Here is an 18,201-nt window from a genome sequence, read left to right as displayed (position 1 = left end):
GTCTGGGCGTGTCAGGTGTCGTGGCGCGGCGCCAGCGCGGTCAGGACCTCGCCGGATCCCAGACGATACCGCTTGTCGTCCAGCGCGATGACGGCGTCACCTTCGGACGTTCTGAATATGTAGCGCCCGCCGGTTCGCGGCAGGATGCCGGCGCCCGCATCCTCCGCCCGCAAGAACACTTCAATGCGGTAAAGCCGCCCTGAATCCGTGCTTGCCAGTACGTCGCTCATCCTGCGTGTCGAAATAGCCATGCCGCGATTTCTCCGTTCGGTTTCGCTAAACTTGCCGCCTTGGCGCCGGGCCAGCCCAGTTCTCGACCAGGCACGGCGCGCAATCGGAATCGGTAATGCAATTGAATCCTGGCCGGAATGCGGCCACTTCCCTCGGCTTGCTGGCGATCCTGCTATGGGGCACGGTCGTCGGACTGATTCGTGGCGTCAGTGAAAACTTTGGCCCGATCGGCGGCGCCGCGCTCATCTATACGGTGGGTTCGATCTTCCTTGTGTTGTTGCTGGGCTTCCCGAAGCTGCGCACGTTTCCCCGGTCCTATCTCATCGTGGGCAGCATGCTGTTCGTCGCTTACGAGATCTGCCTGTCGCTGTCGCTGGGATTCGCGGCCGATCGGGGGCAAGCCATCGAGTTGGGCATCGTCAACTATCTGTGGCCGTGTCTGACGGTCGTGTTTGCCATGCTCATCAATGGCCAGCGGGCAAGCATCTGGGTAGCGCCGGGCATCTTGTTGTCGGTGTGCGGCATCGTGTGGGTCGTTGGCGGAGCCGGCGGGCTGTCGTATGAACGCACCGTGGCCAATGTGTCGAGCAATCCTCTCAGTTATGGGTTGGCGTTCAGTGGCGCCATCATCTGGGCCGTGTATTGCAACGTGACCAAACGCTTTGCCGACGGCAAGAACGGCGTCGCGCTGTTTTTCGTGCTGACCGCTGCTGTCCTGTGGATCAAATATGCGATCAGCGCGGAACCCGCGCTTGCGTTCACGGCGCCCGCCACGATCGAGCTATGCGTGGCCGGCGGCGCAATGGCCAGCGGCTACGCATTCTGGAACGTGGGGATACTGCGAGGCAACCTGACCTTGCTGGCCACCGCGTCGTACTTCACGCCGGTCTTCTCCACCTTCTTTGCCGCGCTCTGGTTGGCGACGCCGCTCACCCTGTCGTTCTGGCAGGGCGTGGCGATGGTCACCGCCGGTTCATTGTTGTGTTGGGCGGCAACCCGCGGCAGACCGGCCCGCAACGGATAGTCCGGGCCTGGTCTACGGTGGAGGAGACTACTCGACGAGCATCGTCAGGGCCACGGCGAACCCCAACGGGACCAGCATCAGCGATGCAAAGGTGGAACTGACAATCGCCGCCGATATCTTCAGCCAGGGCTCGGGCCCCGCGCTTCGTATCGTTTGAATCACCAACGCGACGATACCCATAACCATCAAACAGCTCATGAAAACTGCCAAGTAAGTCATGTTGTCTCCGTCCTCGCCTGATTTAGGGGATTCGGCGCCGCTTTGCGGTCTTATGTTTGAGACGATTGTGCGCCTGTATTGCAGGACTGCACCCTAGGGTTTTCCTTGCAGGCAGGGCGCTTTGTGGCGGATTAGCCGCGCAGTCTGCAGCATGAAAATCGTGTGCAAGCGCAGCATTTTTCACGCGCCGCGTCCGTCCGTGGCGGGCCCCCGCGATTGCGCTACGATGGCGTCATCGAAACACGGAAGAGGCCGCCAGATGCCGCAAGAACTGCGTCCCGGCACGCGCGCCACCTTGCAGGTCCGGCAGCTTGCGCCAGGTGAATTCGCATGGATCATCACGCTGCTTGATCCTGAATCTGGAAATGTGCGCAGCACCAATTACTCGGACAAGCGATACACCAGCCAGGATGAGGCCTCTGCCGCCGGCAAGGCCGCGGTCGTTGCTTTTCTTGCGGGCGAGACGCCCGATCGCGGGGCTGTGCCCGCCCGCAATCGGCGCAAGGACTGACGGCGCTTACGTTTTCGCTGATGGTATTGAAACCCTGATGGGGGCCGGGCACGTCACTTGCTGATGCTCATCCGAGGCGCATCTTGCGCTGCTTGAAGGAGAGGCAATCATGTCCCAGATCCCGCATCGAGAACCCGGACAGCCGGACGATCTCACGCCGGACGATCCGGCGCTTCCGGGTACCGCCCCTGTGGACGATCCGCGTCCGGACCCGGGTCGTCCCACCGACAATCCCGACGTCATCGACCCCACGCCGCCCGCGCCGGACCCCCGTGCTCCGGGCACCATCGACCTGGCCTGATTGCGGCCGGCGTCACTTCGCCCATATCCATTTATCGAAGCAAGGAGGTTTCCATGCGCTCCATCCTGTTGTGGCTGCTTGGCGTGCCCATTCCCATCATCATTCTGCTGGCGCTGTTCTGGCACTGAAGGCCGGTTCGTCATTTCCGCTTTGGCACCCGCGTCCGCGCGGTTGCGTAAGACTCTGGACAAGGATCGATCATGCAAAATACGTCTTCATTGAGCCAACCCTATGCCGATGGCGTGCCTCCACGTGAGTCCGCTATTTCGGCCGTGTCGTGGGCGGCGGTCTTCGCCGGCGCGGTGATTGCCGCCGCGCTTTCGCTCGCATTGTTTGCCGGTGGCACCGGCCTGGGTTTCCTGTCCGTATCGCCGTGGGGCGACGAGGGCGTGTCGGCCCCGACCATCGGTATTGGCATCATTGTCTGGATGCTGCTCACTCAGATCCTCTCGTACGGCATTGGCGGCTATGTCGCTGGACGCCTGCGCACCAAGTGGGTCGACGTGCACTCGGATGAGGTCTACTTCCGCGACACCGCGCATGGCTTTCTGGTCTGGGCGCTGAGCGCCGTGGTCAGCGCCGCGCTGTTGGGGTCGGCCCTGGCGTCCATGGCATCGGGTGTGGCCAAGGCCGGCGCATCGGTGGCAGCCACTGCCGGCACCGCGGCAACTGCGGCCGCCACGGCCGGCGCGGCGGGTGCAGGCAGCAACGGTGGCATGGAACGCGCCACCGACTATCTCACCGACACCCTGATGCGCTCGGATCGCCCCGAGGCCAACACTGACCCGGAAGCGGCACGTGCCGAAGTGGGCCGCATCGTTGCCATGAGCATCACCCGTGGCGAGATGACGCCCGCTGATCGCGATTACGTGGTGAAGGTCGTGGCCGCGCAGGCCGGCGTTGAGCCAGCCGTGGCGCAACGCCGCGTCGACGAGGCGATCCAGAACGCCAAGAAGACCGCAGAAGAAGCCAAGGTAAAGGCCAAGGAAGCCGCCGACGCGGCGCGCAAGGCCGCTGCGGCATTCGCGTTGTGGGGCTTTGCGTCGATGCTGATCGGCGCGTTCGTGGCAAGCCTGGCGGCGACGTGGGGCGGCCGCCGGCGCGATACGGTGTATCGGACTTGATGGGCTAAGGCCTGTATTGTCCGAATGAAAATGGCCCGCACGGTGTGCGGGCCATTTTCTTGTTTCACGATTGATTCGGGCTCGTCGAGCATGAGTGAACCCCGCGTCCTTCGCTCCATCCCCGCCAACGAAAAAGGCCCGCACAATGTGCGGGCCTTTTGAATTCTTTGGTGGCGCATCCCTGATTCGAACAGGGGACCTGCGGATTATGATTCCGTCGCTCTAACCGGCTGAGCTAATGCGCCATCCTTTTTGCTGAACAGTTTGCGTTGCAAGTGCTGCTCAACGAAGAACGAAATTCTAGCACGAAGTTTTTTGGCAGTGCAAGCGAACCGGCGCCATTTTTTTCAGGCCCGGCCTAGCCGGTGTTCCAAACGGCTCGCCAGCGGGGCAAATCGCCTCATTCATCCCGAGCCAGCCGGATCCCCGAGAACTGCCACCGCGCCTCAGGCGGAAAGAAATTCCGGTAGCTCGGCCGGATGTGATCGCGAGGCGTGGCGCAGGAGCCGCCTCGCAGCACGTACTGGTTGCACATGAATTTGCCGTTGTACTCGCCGACCGCGCCTGCGCTGGGCTTGAAGCCGGGGTAGGCGTCGTAGCCGCTCGACGTCCATTCCCACGCGTCGCCGAACAGTTGCACCGGACCGCGCTGGCCGTTGCGTTCGGGGGCGGGGCGTGTGTCGAGGTGGCCGTTTTCAAGCAGGTTGGCTCGGGCCGAGTAGGTGTCTTCGGACATCTGCCGGGCGGCGTGTTCCCATTCGGCTTCTCGCGGCAGGCGTGCGCCCGCCCATCGCGCATAGGCGTCGGCTTCGAAATAGCTGACGTGCGTGACCGGCGCCTCCAGTTCCAGCGCCTGCATGCCGCGCAATGTGAAGACGCGCCAGCCATCGTCGTCGCTTTCCCAATACATCGGGGCGCGCCAGCCTTGCGCGCACACCATGTCCCAACCCATGGACAGCCACAGTTCGGGCCGGTCGTAGCCGCCGTCGTTGATGAAGTCCAGGAATTCCCGCTGGGTCACGAGACGATCAGAAAGAGAGAAGGGCGTCAGCAGGACGTCGTGGGCGGGGCCTTCGTTGTCGAACGCAAAGCCGCGTCCGTCGTGGCCGATGCGCGTGATGCCGCCCTCGTAGCGGGTCCAGCCGACGTCCGTGGCTGGCGGCTGTGCGGGTTGGCCGGGCGCCACGTAGGCGGGTTTGAGCGGATTGGCCGACAGCATGTGCTTGAGATCGGTGAGGATCAATTCCTGGTGCTGCTGCTCGTGGTTCAGGCCAAGTTCGAGCAGGGCGTCGAAGTCGGCATCGTTGCCGCCCAGCCGCGAAATCAGCGCGTGCATAGCTTCGTCGACGTATTGGCGGTACCGCAGCACCTCAGCGAGCGGCGGGCGCGACAGGAGGCCGCGCTGCGGCCGCGGATGTTTTGCGCCGACAGCGTTGTAGTAGGAATTGAACAGCATCCGGTATTGCGGATGGAAGGGCGGCGTCGATGTGTCGAAGCGCGCCAGCAGGAACGTCTCGAAGAACCAGGTGGTGTGGGCCAGATGCCATTTGACGGGGCTGCAGTCCGGCATGGATTGCACCTGGCAGTCTTCTGGGCTCAGCGGCGCGGCCAGCGCGGCGGTGGTCGAGCGCACGGCGTCGTAGCGGTCGTGCTGTCCAGCCTGTCCGCTCGCGTAGGGCGCGATGGCGGGATGGGTCAGCAGGCATGCGGGGTCCATGGCGATCCTCCGGGGGGCGTCGTGGGTGGTCCCGCGTCAGGCGCGGGCGCTGAAAACAGAAAACCAGTCTCGGGCATCCGACCAGTGTTCGACATTGCCAAAGCCTGCGCGATGGAGCAGGTCGCTGAAGGCCTGAGGCGTGAACTTGTACGAGTTCTCCGTATGGATGCGCTCGCCGCGCTTGAAGTCGCGATAGCCGCCGGGCCAGGTCACGCGCAATGCGCGCTGCGCTTCCAGGTGCATCTCGACCCGCGAGCGTTCGCTGTTGAAGATGGCCACATGGCGCCAGTCGTCGACATTGAAATCGCTGCCCAGCACCGCGTTCACGTGGCGCAGTAGATTCAGGTTGAACGCGGCCGTCAGATGCAACGCGTCGTCGTACGCGGGTTCAAGCACGCTTCTGGGCTTGACGCGGTCAACGCCGATCAGCAGCCCGCCGCCGGGACACGCTTCGCGAATCCTCCGCAGCATGGCGTACGCGCTGTCGGGACCCAGGTTGCCGATGCTGGAGCCGGGATAAAAGAAGAGACGCTGCTGCGTCGGGATGTCGGCCGGCAACGCAAGTTCATGCGAGAAATCCTGCCCCACGGCCGTGATCCGCATGTCGGGATAGGACAGCTTCAGACGGCGTACAGCCGCCTGCAGATAGTCGGCTGAAATGTCGACCGGCACATAGTGGCTGGGACGAAGGCTGGAAAACAGCCGCTCGGCCTTGACGCAGTCGCCGGCGCCCAGATCGATCATCGCCTGCACCGGACCGACGTGGCGGGCGATATCCGCGCCATGGCGTCGGAAGATTTCGTCCTCGCAGCGCGTTGGGTAGTACTCGGGCAGCTGCGTGATGGCCGTAAAAAGCGACGAGCCGAGGGCGTCGTACAGAAACTTGGGGTCGATGTGGGCGGGGCTGTCCAACAACCCGTCGTGCAATTCGATCTGCTCGGCGCTTTGATGCTGCGGTTCTTGCGCGACGAATTCAGGAGAAACGGCGGCAAGGAGTGCGGAAGGGGAAACCATGCGTTCAGTTCCTTTTTGGGGCGGTTGAAGCGCATTGCGAAGACCTATTGTGGCGGCCGAGGGGGTTCGGGTGTCAAGCGCCAATCCTCTGAATGCAATGGACTTTTACGAAATCGAAAACGCGTTTGGCCGGAAGCGACAAGGTGTTTGCCTCACCTTGGGCGCGGGCCAGACAGCCCCATCAGCAAGTTTCGCGCCGCTGAAATATCGGTTTACGGCTGGTTGCGAAAGCTCGGGCAGTAATGGCCGTTGCTATGGACAATGGGGCTTCGGCCATGCGGAACGATGTGTCCCGCAGTCCTGGCGATGCTGCGTTGCATCAGGCAATGGCGGTGTCGCGGGTACGGTCCAAAAAAAACAAGGAGCTACCATGAATCGAAAGCACCAGCGCGCTGAAATGGCTTTGCATCGTGAACGCGTGAATGACAGCTTCCACGAGCTACTCGCCGGAACGGAAGACCTCTTGCGTTCGACTGCGTCGTATACGGGCTCCGAAATCGAATCGGCGCGTGCGCGCCTGAAGCGCCAGCTTGCCGATGCGCGTGAATCCGCGGGCGGCTGGGAAGTCGTCGCGCGCGAACGGGCCCGCCGGGCCACCGCTTACGCGGACGAGTACGTGCATGAGAATGCGTGGAAGTCGGTCGGCGTGGCGGCGCTGGTGGGCGCCGTGCTCGGCTGCATTTTCGTGGCAGGCAACCGACGCTAGAGGCGCATCATGAGCCCATTACCGGCCGAGAGCCGGGGTGGGCCGCACAATACCTTGCACAAACTGACGGTCGACGCGCGCCGATGGGCGCGCGCCGTGCTGTTTGCGTGCGTGGCGTCCGTGCTCGCCGCCTGCGCCAGCGTCCCCGACGCGCAGGAACGACACGCGCGCGCCTCGCAGGCGGGCCTGTCCGCGGATGCCGCGCAGGACAGTTACCGTCGCGGGCAAGGCATTGCTGCGGACCCTCAAACACCGAAAGACGACTTCCTTGCCAGGCACCTGGCAGTGGAGCAGGCGGTCAGCGGCGCGCCGCTGGTCAAAGGCAACCGAGTGCGCCTTCTGGCTGATGGTCCCAGCACGTACAAGGCGATGCTGCAGTCCATTGGTCAGGCTCGCCGCTACGTCCACATGGAAACCTACATCTTCGAGGACGACGCCGAAGGCCAGCGCTTCGCGGAGGCGTTGATCGCGGCGCGCAACCGGGGCGCCGAGGTCTCGTTGATGGTGGACGCGGTCGGGACGATCAAGACGCCCGATGCGTTGTTCCAGCGGATGCGCGATGCGGGCGTGCAGGTGGCCGTCTTCAATCCCGTCAATCCGGTCAACGCCCGGGCTGGCTGGTCGCCGAACCAGCGCAATCACCGGAAGGTGCTGGTCGTTGACGGCAAGGTGGGCTACCTGGGCGGCATCAACGTCAGCAGCGTGTACGAGTCGTCGTCGTTCTCCGGCGGGGGCGGCTCGGGCTCGGGCGGCGGCTCGGGGGGCGGCTCCGGCAATAAGGCGGGCGACCCGCCGGAAGATGCCGATTCCGCGCCCTGGCGCGACACGCATCTGCGCATCGAAGGCCCGGCGGTCGCCGAACTGGAGCAGGTGTTGCAGGCGGGCTGGGCGTCGCAGGCGAAGGAGCCCATCAAGGGCGGCGATTCGCAGGTCGCGCCGCCCGTCGGCAACACCACGGTCCGCATCCTGGCCAACCAGCCCGATCGCAGCGACGGCTATACGGTCTATCTGACGCTGATGTCCGCGTTCGAAAGTGCGCAGAAATCCATCCACATCACGATGGCGTACTTCGTGCCGGACCCCGCGTTCATCGAGGTGTTGCAGTCGGCGGCGCGGCGGGGCGTGGACGTGGTGCTGGTGCTGCCGGGATTCAGCGATTCGTCGCTGGTGTTCCACGCGGGGCGGTCGCACTACACCGATCTGCTGCGCGCCGGCGTGAAGATCTACGAACGGCGTGACGCGCTGCTGCACGCGAAGACGGCGGTGGTCGACGGCGTCTGGTCGACCGTCGGTTCCAGCAACATGGATTGGCGCAGCTTTGCGCTGAACTATGAGATCAACGCGGTGGTGCTGGGCCCCGAGTTCGCGGCCGAGATGGAAGCGCTGTTCCAGCGCGATGTGGCCGATGCCGTGCAGATCACGCCCGAGGCCTGGAGGGAGCGCGGACTGGACGACCGCTTCATGGAGTCGTTCTCGCGCATGTTCGAGCGCTGGCTGTAGCGAACGAGGCAGGCGAGCTTGGCGCGATGTGCTGCGACAGGCCCGCCCGCCGCGCCGCTCAGGAATTGACGGCTGCGGCGGCCTGGGCGGCGTGCTCGCGCGCGAGCGCGGTGGTGATGTCGTGCGTGGGCTGGAACGACTGCGCCTGCGCCATCGCCCAGCCTGCGCGAAAGACCTGATGGCGGAATTCACCGCGCAGCAGTTCGCCGGGCGCCAGTTCCGGAAACAGCGCGGACAGAAGGCGGATCTCGCTGGGCGAGATGCGGCGCGCGATATGGTGCGGACGCAGTTGGCTGGGGTGGGTCAGGCCTGCCGCGGCCAGCAGTTCGGCAAGCGCGTGCAGCGTGTTCTTGTGGAAGTTCGCCACGCGCTGCGCCTTGTCCGGCACGACCAACGCGCGTTGCCGCAACGGATCCTGCGTGGTGACGCCGGTGGGGCACTTGCCGGTGTGGCAGGCCTGGGCCTGGATGCAGCCGATGGCGAACATGAAGCCGCGCGCGGCGTTGCACCAGTCCGCGCCCATCGCCATCACGCGCGCCATGTCGAAGGCGGTGATGATCTTGCCCGATGCGCCGAGTTTGATGCGGTCGCGCAGGTTCACGCCGATCAGCGTGTTGTGCACCAGGCGCAGCGCCTCGCGCAGCGGCGTGCCGACGTGATCCACGAATTCGACGGGCGCCGCGCCCGTGCCGCCTTCCGCGCCGTCCACCACGATGAAATCGGGCGTGATGCCGGTTTCCAGCATGGCCTTGACGATGGCGAACCATTCCCACGGATGCCCCACGCAGAACTTGAAGCCGACCGGTTTGCCGCCCGAAAGCTCGCGCAGGCGCGCTACGAACTTCATGAGGCCGATGGGGCTGTCGAACGCGGAATGGCTGGCCGGCGAGTTGCAGTCCTGCCAGGGCGCCACGCCGCGCGCTTCGGCGATCTCGATCGTCACCTTGCCCGCCGGCAGGATGCCGCCGTGGCCGGGCTTGGCGCCTTGCGACAGCTTGATCTCGATCATCTTGACCTGCGGCGTACAGGCGTTGCGCACGAAGGCTTCTTCCGAGAACGCGCCGTGCTCGTCGCGGCATCCGAAGTAGCCCGAACCGATGTTCCACACCAGGCTGCCGCCGGGCTGGCGATGGTAGCGGCTGATGCCGCCTTCGCCTGTGTCGTGCGCGAAGTCGCCTTGCCGCGCACCTTCGTTCAGGGCCAGCACCGCGTTGGCCGACAGCGCGCCAAAGCTCATGGCCGATACGTTGAACACCGACATGGAATAGGGCTGCGTGCAATCAGGCCCGCCGACGGTCACGCGAAAGTCGGTGTCGTTGATGTGCGAGGGCGACATGGAATGGTTGATCCATTCGTAGCGGTCGCCGTAGACGTCTTCCTGGGTGCCGAAGGGGCGCTTGTCGATCTCGCGCTTGGCGCGCTGATACACAATGGAGCGTTGCGCGCGCGAGAATGGCGAGGCCTGCGTGTCGTCTTCCAGGAAATACTGGCGGATCTCGGGGCGGATGAATTCGAACAGAAAGCGCAGGTTGCCCAGCACCGGATAGTTGCGGCGAATGGCGTGGCGCGGCTGGATCAGGTCGTACACGCCCAATGCGCCCAGCAGCGCCAGCGGCACTGCTGCGGCAAGCCACCACAAGGATGCGGTGGCGGCCAGGACCGCGGTGATCACCGCGCTGGCCAATGTCAGGAAAAAGGCCGTGAAGCGGCCGGCTATCCAGTTCATGTGCATCTCCGTATTTCGGAATGGAGCCACCATACACCAGCGCAGCCGTCTGGCGGATGAATGGCGCGCCCCACATGCGCGCGGTGCCGCGGGTCTCGCGCAGCCTTGCGGCGCGCCGAAATCCGCATGGCTGCTGGCGTTACGGCGAGCCAAAAAAAATGGCCTCCTGCATCAGGAGGCCGTTGTTGGAACACAGTTTCTCAGCAACTGGACGCCGAGGGCGTCTTCTCGACGGCCAGGCCGAACAGCGGACGCAGGCGCACGCCCAGCGCGCTGCCGGCGAAGGCGGCAGGCAGCCACAGCCAGGCATGCAGGCTGCCCGACAGGATGCCGCTGAAGTAGGCGCCGATGTTGCAGCCGAAGGCCAGGCGCGCACCGTAGCCGAGCAGCAGGCCGCCGATTACCGCACCGGCGAGCGAACGCGCCGGCACCTTCCAGACGGGCGCGAACTTGCCCGCCGCGCTGGCGGCGGCCAGTGCGCCCAGCATGAGGCCGATGTCCATGACGGTCGTGACGTCCTGGCGCAGCGGCGCGGCCAGGGACGGCTGCTTGGCCCAATAGGCCCAGGTGGCGACGTCGCCGCCCACCGCATCCAGCGCCTTGGCGCCCCACAACGCGAATGCCGACGTGATGCCCCACGGGCGACCGGCCAGCGCCAGAGTCGCGAAGTTCAGCACGACCAGCGCCACGCCGCCCCAGATGAGCGGCCACGGGCCCTGCAGCAACGAGGCCGGGCGAGCGGTGCGCGACGCAAAGGAAATGACGTGGCCGTGGCGGCGCTTTTCCAGCACGGTGGCGATCCATGCGATCAGGGCAAAGACGGCCAGGTTGGCGAGGATGGCCGGCGCCAGGCCCCAGGTCTTGATGAGCGAGGTGGGCGCCAGCGCGGGCAGGCTGGACCACCAGCCGAAGTTGGCTGTGGCGATGACCGAACCGACGATGAAGAACAGCAGCGTGACCACCATGCGGGTGTTGCCACCGCCTACCGCGAAGAGGGTGCCCGACGCGCAGCCGCCGCCCAATTGCATGCCGATGCCGAACAGGAACGCGCCCAGCACGACCGACACGCCCGGGGGCGACACGAAGCCGTTGACCGGCTGGCCGAAGAGCGTGCCGGCGGCCAGGAAGGGGAAAAACAGCAGCACGCCCGCGGCCAGCATCAGCATCTGCGCGCGCAGGCCTGCGCCGCGGCGGTCCGACACGAACACCCGCCAAGCTTGCGTGAAGCCAAACGAGGCGTGGTACAGCGTGACGCCGAGCAGCGCGCCGATCACCCACAGCGCGCCTTGGCGCCAGCTGACGGTCTGGTTGAGATACAGCGCGCCGGCCAGCACCAGCAGCAGCGCGATCCACAGCGGCTTGCGGTTGATCTGGATGGGCGGCAGGGCCGGGGACAGGGGCAGGGAGGAAGCGTTGGCGCTCATGGGCAATCCCGAGGATCAAGACGTAAATGCAAACGGGTGCGTAGTCGCACCCGTGGGAATAGCCGTCAGTCTAGTCCTGTCGTTAAATTTCTCAAACGAAGGAATTGTGCTTTAACGATAACTTCAAGTTATATAAGGTGCTCGCGCGTTCACGAGACGGGATGCGCGCTGATCCACGCCACAAGAAGGCTGACCGTCAGCACCGACGCCACGGTGCTGACGAGAATGGCGCGCGACGTAACGCGGGCATCGCGCCCATACATCTTGGCCAGCATGAAGGGGCCGGTGCCGATAGGCAGCGCGCTCATCAGAACCGCAGTCCAGGCCCACAGCGGCGGCATCGAGAACACGTAGAATGCCAGCACCGCCGTCGCGGCCGGCTGCAGCAGCAGCTTGCCCAGCACCAGGCGCAACACGCCGGGACCGGAACTGGCGGTTTCGGTCTGCGCGAGAAAAAGGCCGATGGTTACCAGCGCACACGGACTGGCCGATGCGCCCAGCAAGGCCACATAGCGGTCGACGCCTTCGGGCAACGCCACGCCGGTGGCGGCCCAGCCAAGACCCACAACTGGGGCAGCGAGCAGCGGGTTGCGTACCAGCGCGCGACCCACCTTGAGCAGCGTCGCGGGTAGATTGGGTGTCTGCTGGCGGTCGAACTCGATCAGCGCGATGGCAAAGCCGAAGAGCACACTGGCGGTCAGCAAGGTGGTGAACGTGGCGGGTGCCAGGCTGTCAGCGCCCAGCAGCGCAAGGCATAGCGGAATGCCCATGTAGCCGGCGTTGGCGTAGGACGCCGCCAAGCCTTCGATGCTGCGGTCGGTCAGCGACTGCGGTCCGCGCTTGCGCGGCAGAAAGGACACCAGGAACGTGATGGCGACGCCGCCCGCGAACGCGCCAACGAATCCCCAGTGCGCCATGTGCGCCAGATCCACCTGCGTCATGGCGCGAAACAGCAGCGCGGGCAAGGACAGGTACACCACGTAGCGGTTCAGCGCGTCGGTCGCGTTGGTGCCCAGGATGCGCCAGCGGGCGGCCAGCCACCCGGTCAATATCAACGCAAAGACCGGTAGGGCGGCGGTGACGACGGCGTTCATGGGCGAGGGCGCGAAGGCGGAAAGGCGCTCATTCTACTTGCCGCCGTCGCCGGTCTTACCCGTTTTGCGCGTGACCAGCAGGATGCCCAGGGCGGCCAGCGCCATGCCGGGCCAGGCCAGCGGCGGGATGGGTTCGCGCAGGATCAGCAGCGCGATGATCGCCGTGCAGGGCGGCACCAGGAAAAACAGCGCGGACACGCGCGATGCTTCGCCGTGGCGGATCATGGCCAGCAGCAAGGTAATGGCGACGAGCGAATTGCCGACCACCAGATACGCCAGCGAACCCAGCAACGGGCCCGTCCAGTCGATGTGCATCGGTTCCAGCCAAAATGCCAGCGGCGCGGACACGGCAAGTCCGACGCCGTACTGGACAAAGTTGGACGCTACCGGATGGATCTGGGTGCCGAAGCGCTTTTCGTAGAGCGTGCCGCCGGTCAGGCAAAGCAAGGCCCCGATCGCGAAAGTCAGTCCCAATGGCGCCAGCACATCGATCGAGGCCTTGGCCACGATCACCAGCGCGGCGCCCGTCACGCCCAGCGCCAATCCGGCCCAGCGCCGCGCGTCGACGCGTTCATGCGCGAGGGCCGGCGCCAGCAGTCCGATCAAAATGGGTTGAAGCGAAGTGATGAGAGCGACCCCGCCCGCCGACATGCCCTGCTTGAGCGACAGGTAGGTGAAGCAGAAGTAGCCGGCCTGCAACAGCAAACCGACCATGGCCAGATGGCCCCATGCACTGGCGCGGGTGGGGAGCGGCGGGCGAAGGGCGAGCAGCAGGGGGGTCAGGATCAGCAGCACGCAGGCGTAGCGCAGCGCCAGAAACGTGAGCGGATCGGCGTACGCCAGGCCCACCTTCAATACGACGAAGCCGCTGGACCACAGCACGAGAAAGAGCGCGGGTGCGGCTTTCAACCAGGCAGGGGGAGCGGCAGGCGTCATGGCGGACCAGGGGCGGCAAGGGCAAGCCGCGATCGTACCCCTTTTCGCGCGTTCTTCATCCCTGCCAAAATGCGGCGTAGGATTCAGTTATTCATTTGCTGCAACGTAGGGGGAAGGACATGTCGGCCAATAGACAAACAACGGTGCGTATCGCGCTGGGGACCTGGGATCGCTTGCGCGACGATGCGTATTCCGTGCGCCATGCGGTGTTCGTGGTCGAGCAGAACGTACCGCCGGAAATCGAGATGGACGACGACGATGCCGTGTCCGTGCATGCCGTGGCTTACGGGCCCGATGGCACGCCGATGGGCACGGGGCGTCTGCTGCCCGACGGTCACATCGGCCGGATGGCGGTTCACAAGCGCGCGCGCGGCATGGGGGTGGGCGGACAGTTGCTTGATGCGCTGATCGGCCAGGGCCACGGCGATGGCCATCGCATGCTGGTGCTGCATGCGCAGACGCATGCTGCAGGCTTTTACGAGGCGCATGGCTTCAAGGCCGAAGGCGAGGAATTTGTCGAGGCGGGCATTCCGCACGTGGTGATGACGCGCACGTTGAAGTAGGGCGTTGTCCGGTCATGCGCCGCAGCCGATGGGCTGCGGTGCAGCCCGCGAACAGCGACAGGCCGCGCCTGCGAAACAACGAACCGCGCCGAAGAACCGTGCATGCGAAACAAAAACGCGCGCACAAAGCAAAAACCCCGAACGCTTTCGCATTCGGGGTTTTTCTTTTGGCGCATCACGACAGGTACCTCGTGATGTAGTAATTGGTGCCCAGGAGAGGACTCGAACCTCCACACCTTGCGGCACACGGACCTGAACCGTGCGCGTCTACCAATTCCGCCACCTGGGCGCTGTTGCTTCACATGTTGCGTCGCTTTCGCTTCGTTTCGTGTTCAGCAGCAGAGGAACGAGATTATGCACACTTTTTTTGATGTGTGCAAGTCGCGCTGCTTTTTTTTCACTTTTTTTGGGCGGGCCGCGAACAGGCCGCTTTCGATATAGTGTCGCCCATGTCTCGAGCCCTCTGTACGCGCTGCCTGCGCCCACTGTCGCATTGCCTTTGCGCGTTGATTCCATCGTTGTCTTGCCGTACTCGCGTGGTGGTGCTGCAGCATCCCAGCGAAGCGCGCCACGCGTTGAACACGGCGCGTCTTGCGGTGCTGGGTCTGGCGGGGGCGCGCCGTGTGGTGGGCGAGTACTTTTCGGAGTCCGACTGGGCAGTGCCGGGTCATGCGCCGCGCCTGCTGTTTCCCGGAGAGGGCGCCGAGGTGCTGACGCCGGGTTATGGCCAGGACCTGGGCATGCCCGTCCGGCTGATCGTGCCGGACGGCACATGGGGGCATGCGCGCAAGCTGCTGCACATCAATCCGGCGCTTGCCGCGCTGCCTCGCGTGATGCTGCCGCCGGGGTTGACGACACGCTATCGGGTGCGCCACGCCGACGTGGCAGGCGCGCTGTCCACCATCGAGGCCGTGACACACGCGCTGAACGCCATCGAGGCGCCGCGCAACTTCGATGCGCTGCTTGCGCCATTCGAGGCGTTGATCGATGGGCAGATCGACGGCATGGGCGCCGATCTGTATGCGCGCCATCATTTGAATCGCAAGGTGCCCTGGCGATAACCGAGGCGAGGGCAGTGCGGCGCTGATAACTGGCGCGCGCAGCTCCCGGCAAGTGATCACGGAAAGAAAACACAAAAGCAAAAGCCCCGGAAACCGTTCGATTTCCGGGGCCTTGTAGCCTTATTTCACCAAGCCAGTTGAAAACTGCCTTGATTAGAATTCCGTGGTGCCCAGGAGAGGACTCGAACCTCCACACCTTGCGGCACACGGACCTGAACCGTGCGCGTCTACCAATTCCGCCACCTGGGCACTGAAAGATACTGTCAGAACTATGTGCTACGCTGCGTTCCAGTCACTTGGGTTGGTTTTAAGCGTTGACCTAATCAGCCAGCTTTGAACTAATCCATGCGTCTGAATGCAGTTGGTTTTACAATCGGTTTTTTCAAACCCGGTTTTTTAAACCGTTCTGACCATTTCTGCTTCAGTGTTCAGCCTTGGGCGAACCACAGAAGCTGCGCATTATATACGGAAAATTTAGCTTTGGCAAAACGATCGAATAACGAATCCAATAAGAACAGATCAACACCCTTGCCCGAAGCGCCGCCGGACTTCGACCCTGATGTTCCGTCCCGTGAAGCCATCCTGACAGCGCTGCGCGCCGCGGGTTCGCCGTTGTCTCCGGCAGAGCTGGCTGAGCGTATGGGCGTCGAGCGCGAGGCGACGTTGGTGGGGTTTGAACGCCGCCTGGGCGCCATGGAGCGCGACGGGCAGTTGCTGCCCAACCGCAAGGGGGTGCTGCTGCTGGCGACCAAGCTCGACTTCGTGGCGGGCAAGGTGCTGGGTCATCGCGACGGCTTCGGTTTCCTGCTGCGCGACGACGGCGGTCCGGATCTGTTCCTGTCCCCTCGCGAAATGCTCAAGGTGCTGCATGGCGACCGCGTGCTGGTCAAGCCGGGCGGCGAATACCGGGGCAAGCCGGAAGGCACCATCGTCGAAGTCATCGAGCGCCGCACCAATAAGCTGGTGGGGCGCTTTCTGCACGAACATGGCCTGTCCATCGTCGTGCCCGAAGATCAGCGCATCAAGCACGACATCCTGATTCCGCCCAGCGACACCAATGGCGCCCAGCACGGGCAGGTGGTCGCGGTGGAAATCATGGCGCAGCCCACGCGCCATACGCAGCCGCTGGGCCGCGTGGCCGAGGTGCTGGGCGAGATCGACGATCCCGGCATGGAAATCGAAATTGCCGTGCGCAAGTTCGATGTGCCGGTCGACTTCACGGATGGCGCCTTGAAGCAGGCGGCGCGTCTGCCGGATACGGTCCGCAAGTCCGACCTGAAAGACCGGGTCGATCTGCGCGACGTGCCGCTCATCACCATCGACGGCGAGGACGCCCGCGATTTCGACGACGCGGTGTATTGCGAGCCGGTGGAGCTGGGCACGGGCCAGCGCAAGCGTCCGGGGTGGCGCCTGTTGGTGGCCATTGCCGACGTCAGCCATTACGTGCGTCCGGGCGATGCGCTGGACGACGATGCGATCGAACGCGGCACCAGCGTGTATTTCCCGCGCCGGGTCATTCCGATGCTGCCCGAGTCGCTGTCCAACGGCCTGTGTTCGCTGAATCCGGACGTCGACCGCCTGGTGCTGGTGTGCGACATGGTCATTCCGGCCAGCGGCGCCAAGGCCGGCACAGTCACGGCGTACCAGTTCTACAACGCGGTCATGCACTCGCACGCCCGCACCACGTACACGAACATCTGGGCGGCCCTGCAGCAGCCGGGCGGTCCGGCCGCGCATGCGATGCGCAGCGTGATGCCGCAGGTCCAGCATCTGTACGAGCTTTTCCAACTGCTGTCGCAAGGCCGCAAGAAGCGCGGCGCCATTGACTTCGATACTGTCGAAACCAAGATCGTCTGCAACGAGCTGGGCCGCATCGAACAGATCGTGCCGTCCGTGCGCAACGACGCGCACAAGCTCATCGAAGAGTGCATGCTGGCCGCCAACACCTGCGCGGCGGACTTCATGACGCGCAGCAAGCATCCCGGCCTGTACCGCATCCACGAAGGCCCCACGCCGGAACGCCTGCAGTCGCTGCGCGAATTCCTGCGCACGATGGGGCTGTCGCTGGGCGGGGGCGACACGCCCACCGCCAAGGACTACGGCGATTTCCTGGATTCCGTGCGCGGGCGCCCCGACTACCAGCTGCTGCAGACCATGTGCCTGCGCTCGATGCAGCAGGCGGTGTACAGCCCCGACAACATGGGTCACTTCGGCCTGTCCTATCCGGGCTACAGCCACTTCACCTCGCCGATCCGCCGGTATCCCGACCTGCTCACGCACCGCGTGATCAAGGCGCTGCTGGCGGGGCAGCGGTATGTGCCCAGCCTGGACGACCACGCCGTCGTCATCGGTCGCACGCAGCGCGAACACGAACACGCTATCTGGGAAAAGATGGGTCTGGTGCTGTCGGCCAGCGAGCGCCGCGCCGACGAGGCCTCGCGCGATGTCGAGGCCTGGCTCAAGTGCTGGTTCGTCAAGGAACGCGTGGGCGAAGACTTCAGCGGCACGGTCACCGGCGTGGCAAGCTTCGGCATCTTCGTCACCCTGGACACGCTGCACGTCGAGGGCCTGGTGCACGTCTCGGAGCTGGGCGGCGAATACTTCCAGTTCAACGACGCCCTGCACGAACTGCGCGGCGAGCGTACCGGCATGCGTTACCGCCTGACCGACAAGGTGCAGGTGCAGGTGTCGCGCGTCGATCTTGAGGCGCGCCGCATCGAGTTCCGGCTGGTGCAGGGCACGAGTTTCGACGCGCTGCGCAAGGCGGCGGCGCGCGGCCCCGATGAGCCCATGCGCCGGGTCAAGAAGGCGGCGTCCCCCAAGCCCGCGGGCCTGAAGGGGCAGACTGCCAAGGAACGGCGCGCCGCGGCCAAAAAGGCCAGCAAGCCGCCCAAGGCCACTCAGCGGGCCGCGCCCGCCAAGAAGGCCACCCGCAAGCGCCACTGAGCGGCGGCGCGGATCCTTATGGCCATGCCGTCGTTTGGCGGTGTGGCTGTAAGGGGTAACATTGCGGTTATTGCCGGTCCTGTCCGGTGGCCCGCCCCCTCTGG

At 64.8% G+C, this 18,201-nt stretch carries 17 protein-coding genes and 3 tRNA genes; 9 read left to right on the top strand and 11 right to left on the bottom strand.

The window, feature by feature from the left end; genetic code table 11:
• Positions 1–11: 11 nt before the first annotated feature.
• Positions 12–230, bottom strand: a complete 219-nt coding sequence (locus B3098_RS05635; RefSeq protein WP_286892838.1) for a 6-phosphofructokinase — start codon at positions 228–230, stop codon at positions 12–14.
• 116 nt (positions 231–346) lie between these two features.
• Here B3098_RS05635 and yddG point away from each other — a divergent pair, with 116 nt between their 5' ends.
• Positions 347–1,255, top strand: coding sequence for an aromatic amino acid DMT transporter YddG (gene yddG / locus B3098_RS05630; protein WP_175138761.1), 909 nt, complete (start codon positions 347–349; stop codon positions 1,253–1,255).
• A gap of 27 nt (positions 1,256–1,282) precedes the next feature.
• Here yddG and B3098_RS05625 read toward each other — a convergent pair whose 3' ends face one another.
• Positions 1,283–1,474 (bottom strand): hypothetical protein, encoded by a 192-nt coding sequence (locus tag B3098_RS05625; RefSeq protein ID WP_175124599.1) that lies wholly within the window; start codon positions 1,472–1,474, stop codon positions 1,283–1,285.
• A 259-nt stretch (positions 1,475–1,733) separates the two neighbouring features.
• Here B3098_RS05625 and B3098_RS05620 point away from each other — a divergent pair, with 259 nt between their 5' ends.
• The 3 genes from B3098_RS05620 to B3098_RS05610 all read left to right on the top strand — a co-directional run bounded on the left by B3098_RS05620 (position 1,734) and on the right by B3098_RS05610 (position 3,410).
• Entirely contained in the window at positions 1,734–1,985 is a 252-nt protein-coding gene (locus tag B3098_RS05620) for a hypothetical protein (protein ID WP_279972996.1), read from the top strand.
• A gap of 109 nt (positions 1,986–2,094) precedes the next feature.
• Complete coding sequence (locus B3098_RS05615) at positions 2,095–2,286, top strand: hypothetical protein (protein ID WP_286892835.1); 192 nt, start codon at positions 2,095–2,097, stop codon at positions 2,284–2,286.
• A gap of 200 nt (positions 2,287–2,486) precedes the next feature.
• Positions 2,487–3,410 (top strand): hypothetical protein, encoded by a 924-nt coding sequence (locus B3098_RS05610; protein WP_286892833.1) that lies wholly within the window; start codon positions 2,487–2,489, stop codon positions 3,408–3,410.
• A gap of 168 nt (positions 3,411–3,578) precedes the next feature.
• Here the strand turns inward: B3098_RS05610 and B3098_RS05605 are convergent.
• From B3098_RS05605 to egtD, 3 genes are all read right to left on the bottom strand, one after another.
• Positions 3,579–3,655, bottom strand: a tRNA-Met gene (locus B3098_RS05605).
• Positions 3,656–3,810: 155 nt separating this feature from the next.
• Positions 3,811–5,127, bottom strand: coding sequence for an ergothioneine biosynthesis protein EgtB (gene egtB, locus B3098_RS05600; protein WP_286892831.1), 1,317 nt, complete (start codon positions 5,125–5,127; stop codon positions 3,811–3,813).
• Between the two features lie 36 nt (positions 5,128–5,163).
• Positions 5,164–6,141, bottom strand: a complete 978-nt coding sequence (gene egtD, locus B3098_RS05595; RefSeq protein ID WP_279972993.1) for an L-histidine N(alpha)-methyltransferase — start codon at positions 6,139–6,141, stop codon at positions 5,164–5,166.
• A gap of 370 nt (positions 6,142–6,511) precedes the next feature.
• Here egtD and B3098_RS05590 point away from each other — a divergent pair, with 370 nt between their 5' ends.
• Both B3098_RS05590 and B3098_RS05585 read left to right on the top strand, forming a co-directional pair.
• A complete protein-coding gene (locus B3098_RS05590; protein ID WP_175124592.1) occupies positions 6,512–6,847 on the top strand; it encodes a DUF883 family protein in 336 nt (111 codons plus the stop codon).
• Between the two features lie 9 nt (positions 6,848–6,856).
• Positions 6,857–8,347 (top strand): phospholipase D-like domain-containing protein, encoded by a 1,491-nt coding sequence (locus B3098_RS05585; RefSeq protein ID WP_286892825.1) that lies wholly within the window; start codon positions 6,857–6,859, stop codon positions 8,345–8,347.
• 58 nt (positions 8,348–8,405) lie between these two features.
• Here the strand turns inward: B3098_RS05585 and B3098_RS05580 are convergent, their stop codons facing one another.
• The 4 genes from B3098_RS05580 to B3098_RS05565 form a co-directional block, all read right to left on the bottom strand.
• Positions 8,406–10,073, bottom strand: coding sequence for an FMN-binding glutamate synthase family protein (locus B3098_RS05580; protein WP_279972992.1), 1,668 nt, complete (start codon positions 10,071–10,073; stop codon positions 8,406–8,408).
• A 200-nt stretch (positions 10,074–10,273) separates the two neighbouring features.
• On the bottom strand, positions 10,274–11,497 hold the full coding sequence (locus tag B3098_RS05575; protein WP_175124589.1) for a YeeE/YedE family protein: 1,224 nt from the start codon (positions 11,495–11,497) through the stop codon (positions 10,274–10,276).
• A 149-nt stretch (positions 11,498–11,646) separates the two neighbouring features.
• Positions 11,647–12,591 (bottom strand): AEC family transporter, encoded by a 945-nt coding sequence (locus B3098_RS05570; RefSeq protein WP_279972990.1) that lies wholly within the window; start codon positions 12,589–12,591, stop codon positions 11,647–11,649.
• Between the two features lie 33 nt (positions 12,592–12,624).
• On the bottom strand, positions 12,625–13,527 hold the full coding sequence (locus tag B3098_RS05565) for a DMT family transporter (protein WP_279972989.1): 903 nt from the start codon (positions 13,525–13,527) through the stop codon (positions 12,625–12,627).
• Positions 13,528–13,646: 119 nt separating this feature from the next.
• Between B3098_RS05565 and B3098_RS05560 the strand changes: the two genes are divergently transcribed.
• Positions 13,647–14,090 (top strand): GNAT family N-acetyltransferase, encoded by a 444-nt coding sequence (locus B3098_RS05560; protein ID WP_175124586.1) that lies wholly within the window; start codon positions 13,647–13,649, stop codon positions 14,088–14,090.
• 204 nt (positions 14,091–14,294) lie between these two features.
• Here the strand turns inward: B3098_RS05560 and B3098_RS05555 are convergent.
• Positions 14,295–14,379 (bottom strand) — tRNA-Leu (locus tag B3098_RS05555).
• 160 nt (positions 14,380–14,539) lie between these two features.
• Between B3098_RS05555 and B3098_RS05550 the strand changes: the two genes are divergently transcribed.
• A complete protein-coding gene (locus tag B3098_RS05550) occupies positions 14,540–15,151 on the top strand; it encodes a tRNA-uridine aminocarboxypropyltransferase (RefSeq protein ID WP_286892815.1) in 612 nt (203 codons plus the stop codon).
• 164 nt (positions 15,152–15,315) lie between these two features.
• Here B3098_RS05550 and B3098_RS05545 read toward each other — a convergent pair.
• A tRNA-Leu gene (locus B3098_RS05545) sits at positions 15,316–15,400 on the bottom strand.
• 231 nt (positions 15,401–15,631) lie between these two features.
• Between B3098_RS05545 and rnr the strand changes: the two genes are divergently transcribed.
• Positions 15,632–18,097, top strand: coding sequence for a ribonuclease R (gene rnr, locus B3098_RS05540; RefSeq protein ID WP_175124584.1), 2,466 nt, complete (start codon positions 15,632–15,634; stop codon positions 18,095–18,097).
• Positions 18,098–18,201 lie beyond the last annotated feature (104 nt).

It is taken from the genome of Achromobacter sp. UBA2119 (assembly GCF_002331005.1).
GTDB classification, from domain to species: domain Bacteria; phylum Pseudomonadota; class Gammaproteobacteria; order Burkholderiales; family Burkholderiaceae_B; genus Achromobacter; species Achromobacter animicus.
Note: the sequence above shows the minus strand (reverse complement) of the source record. Positions and strands in the feature narration are given on the sequence as shown.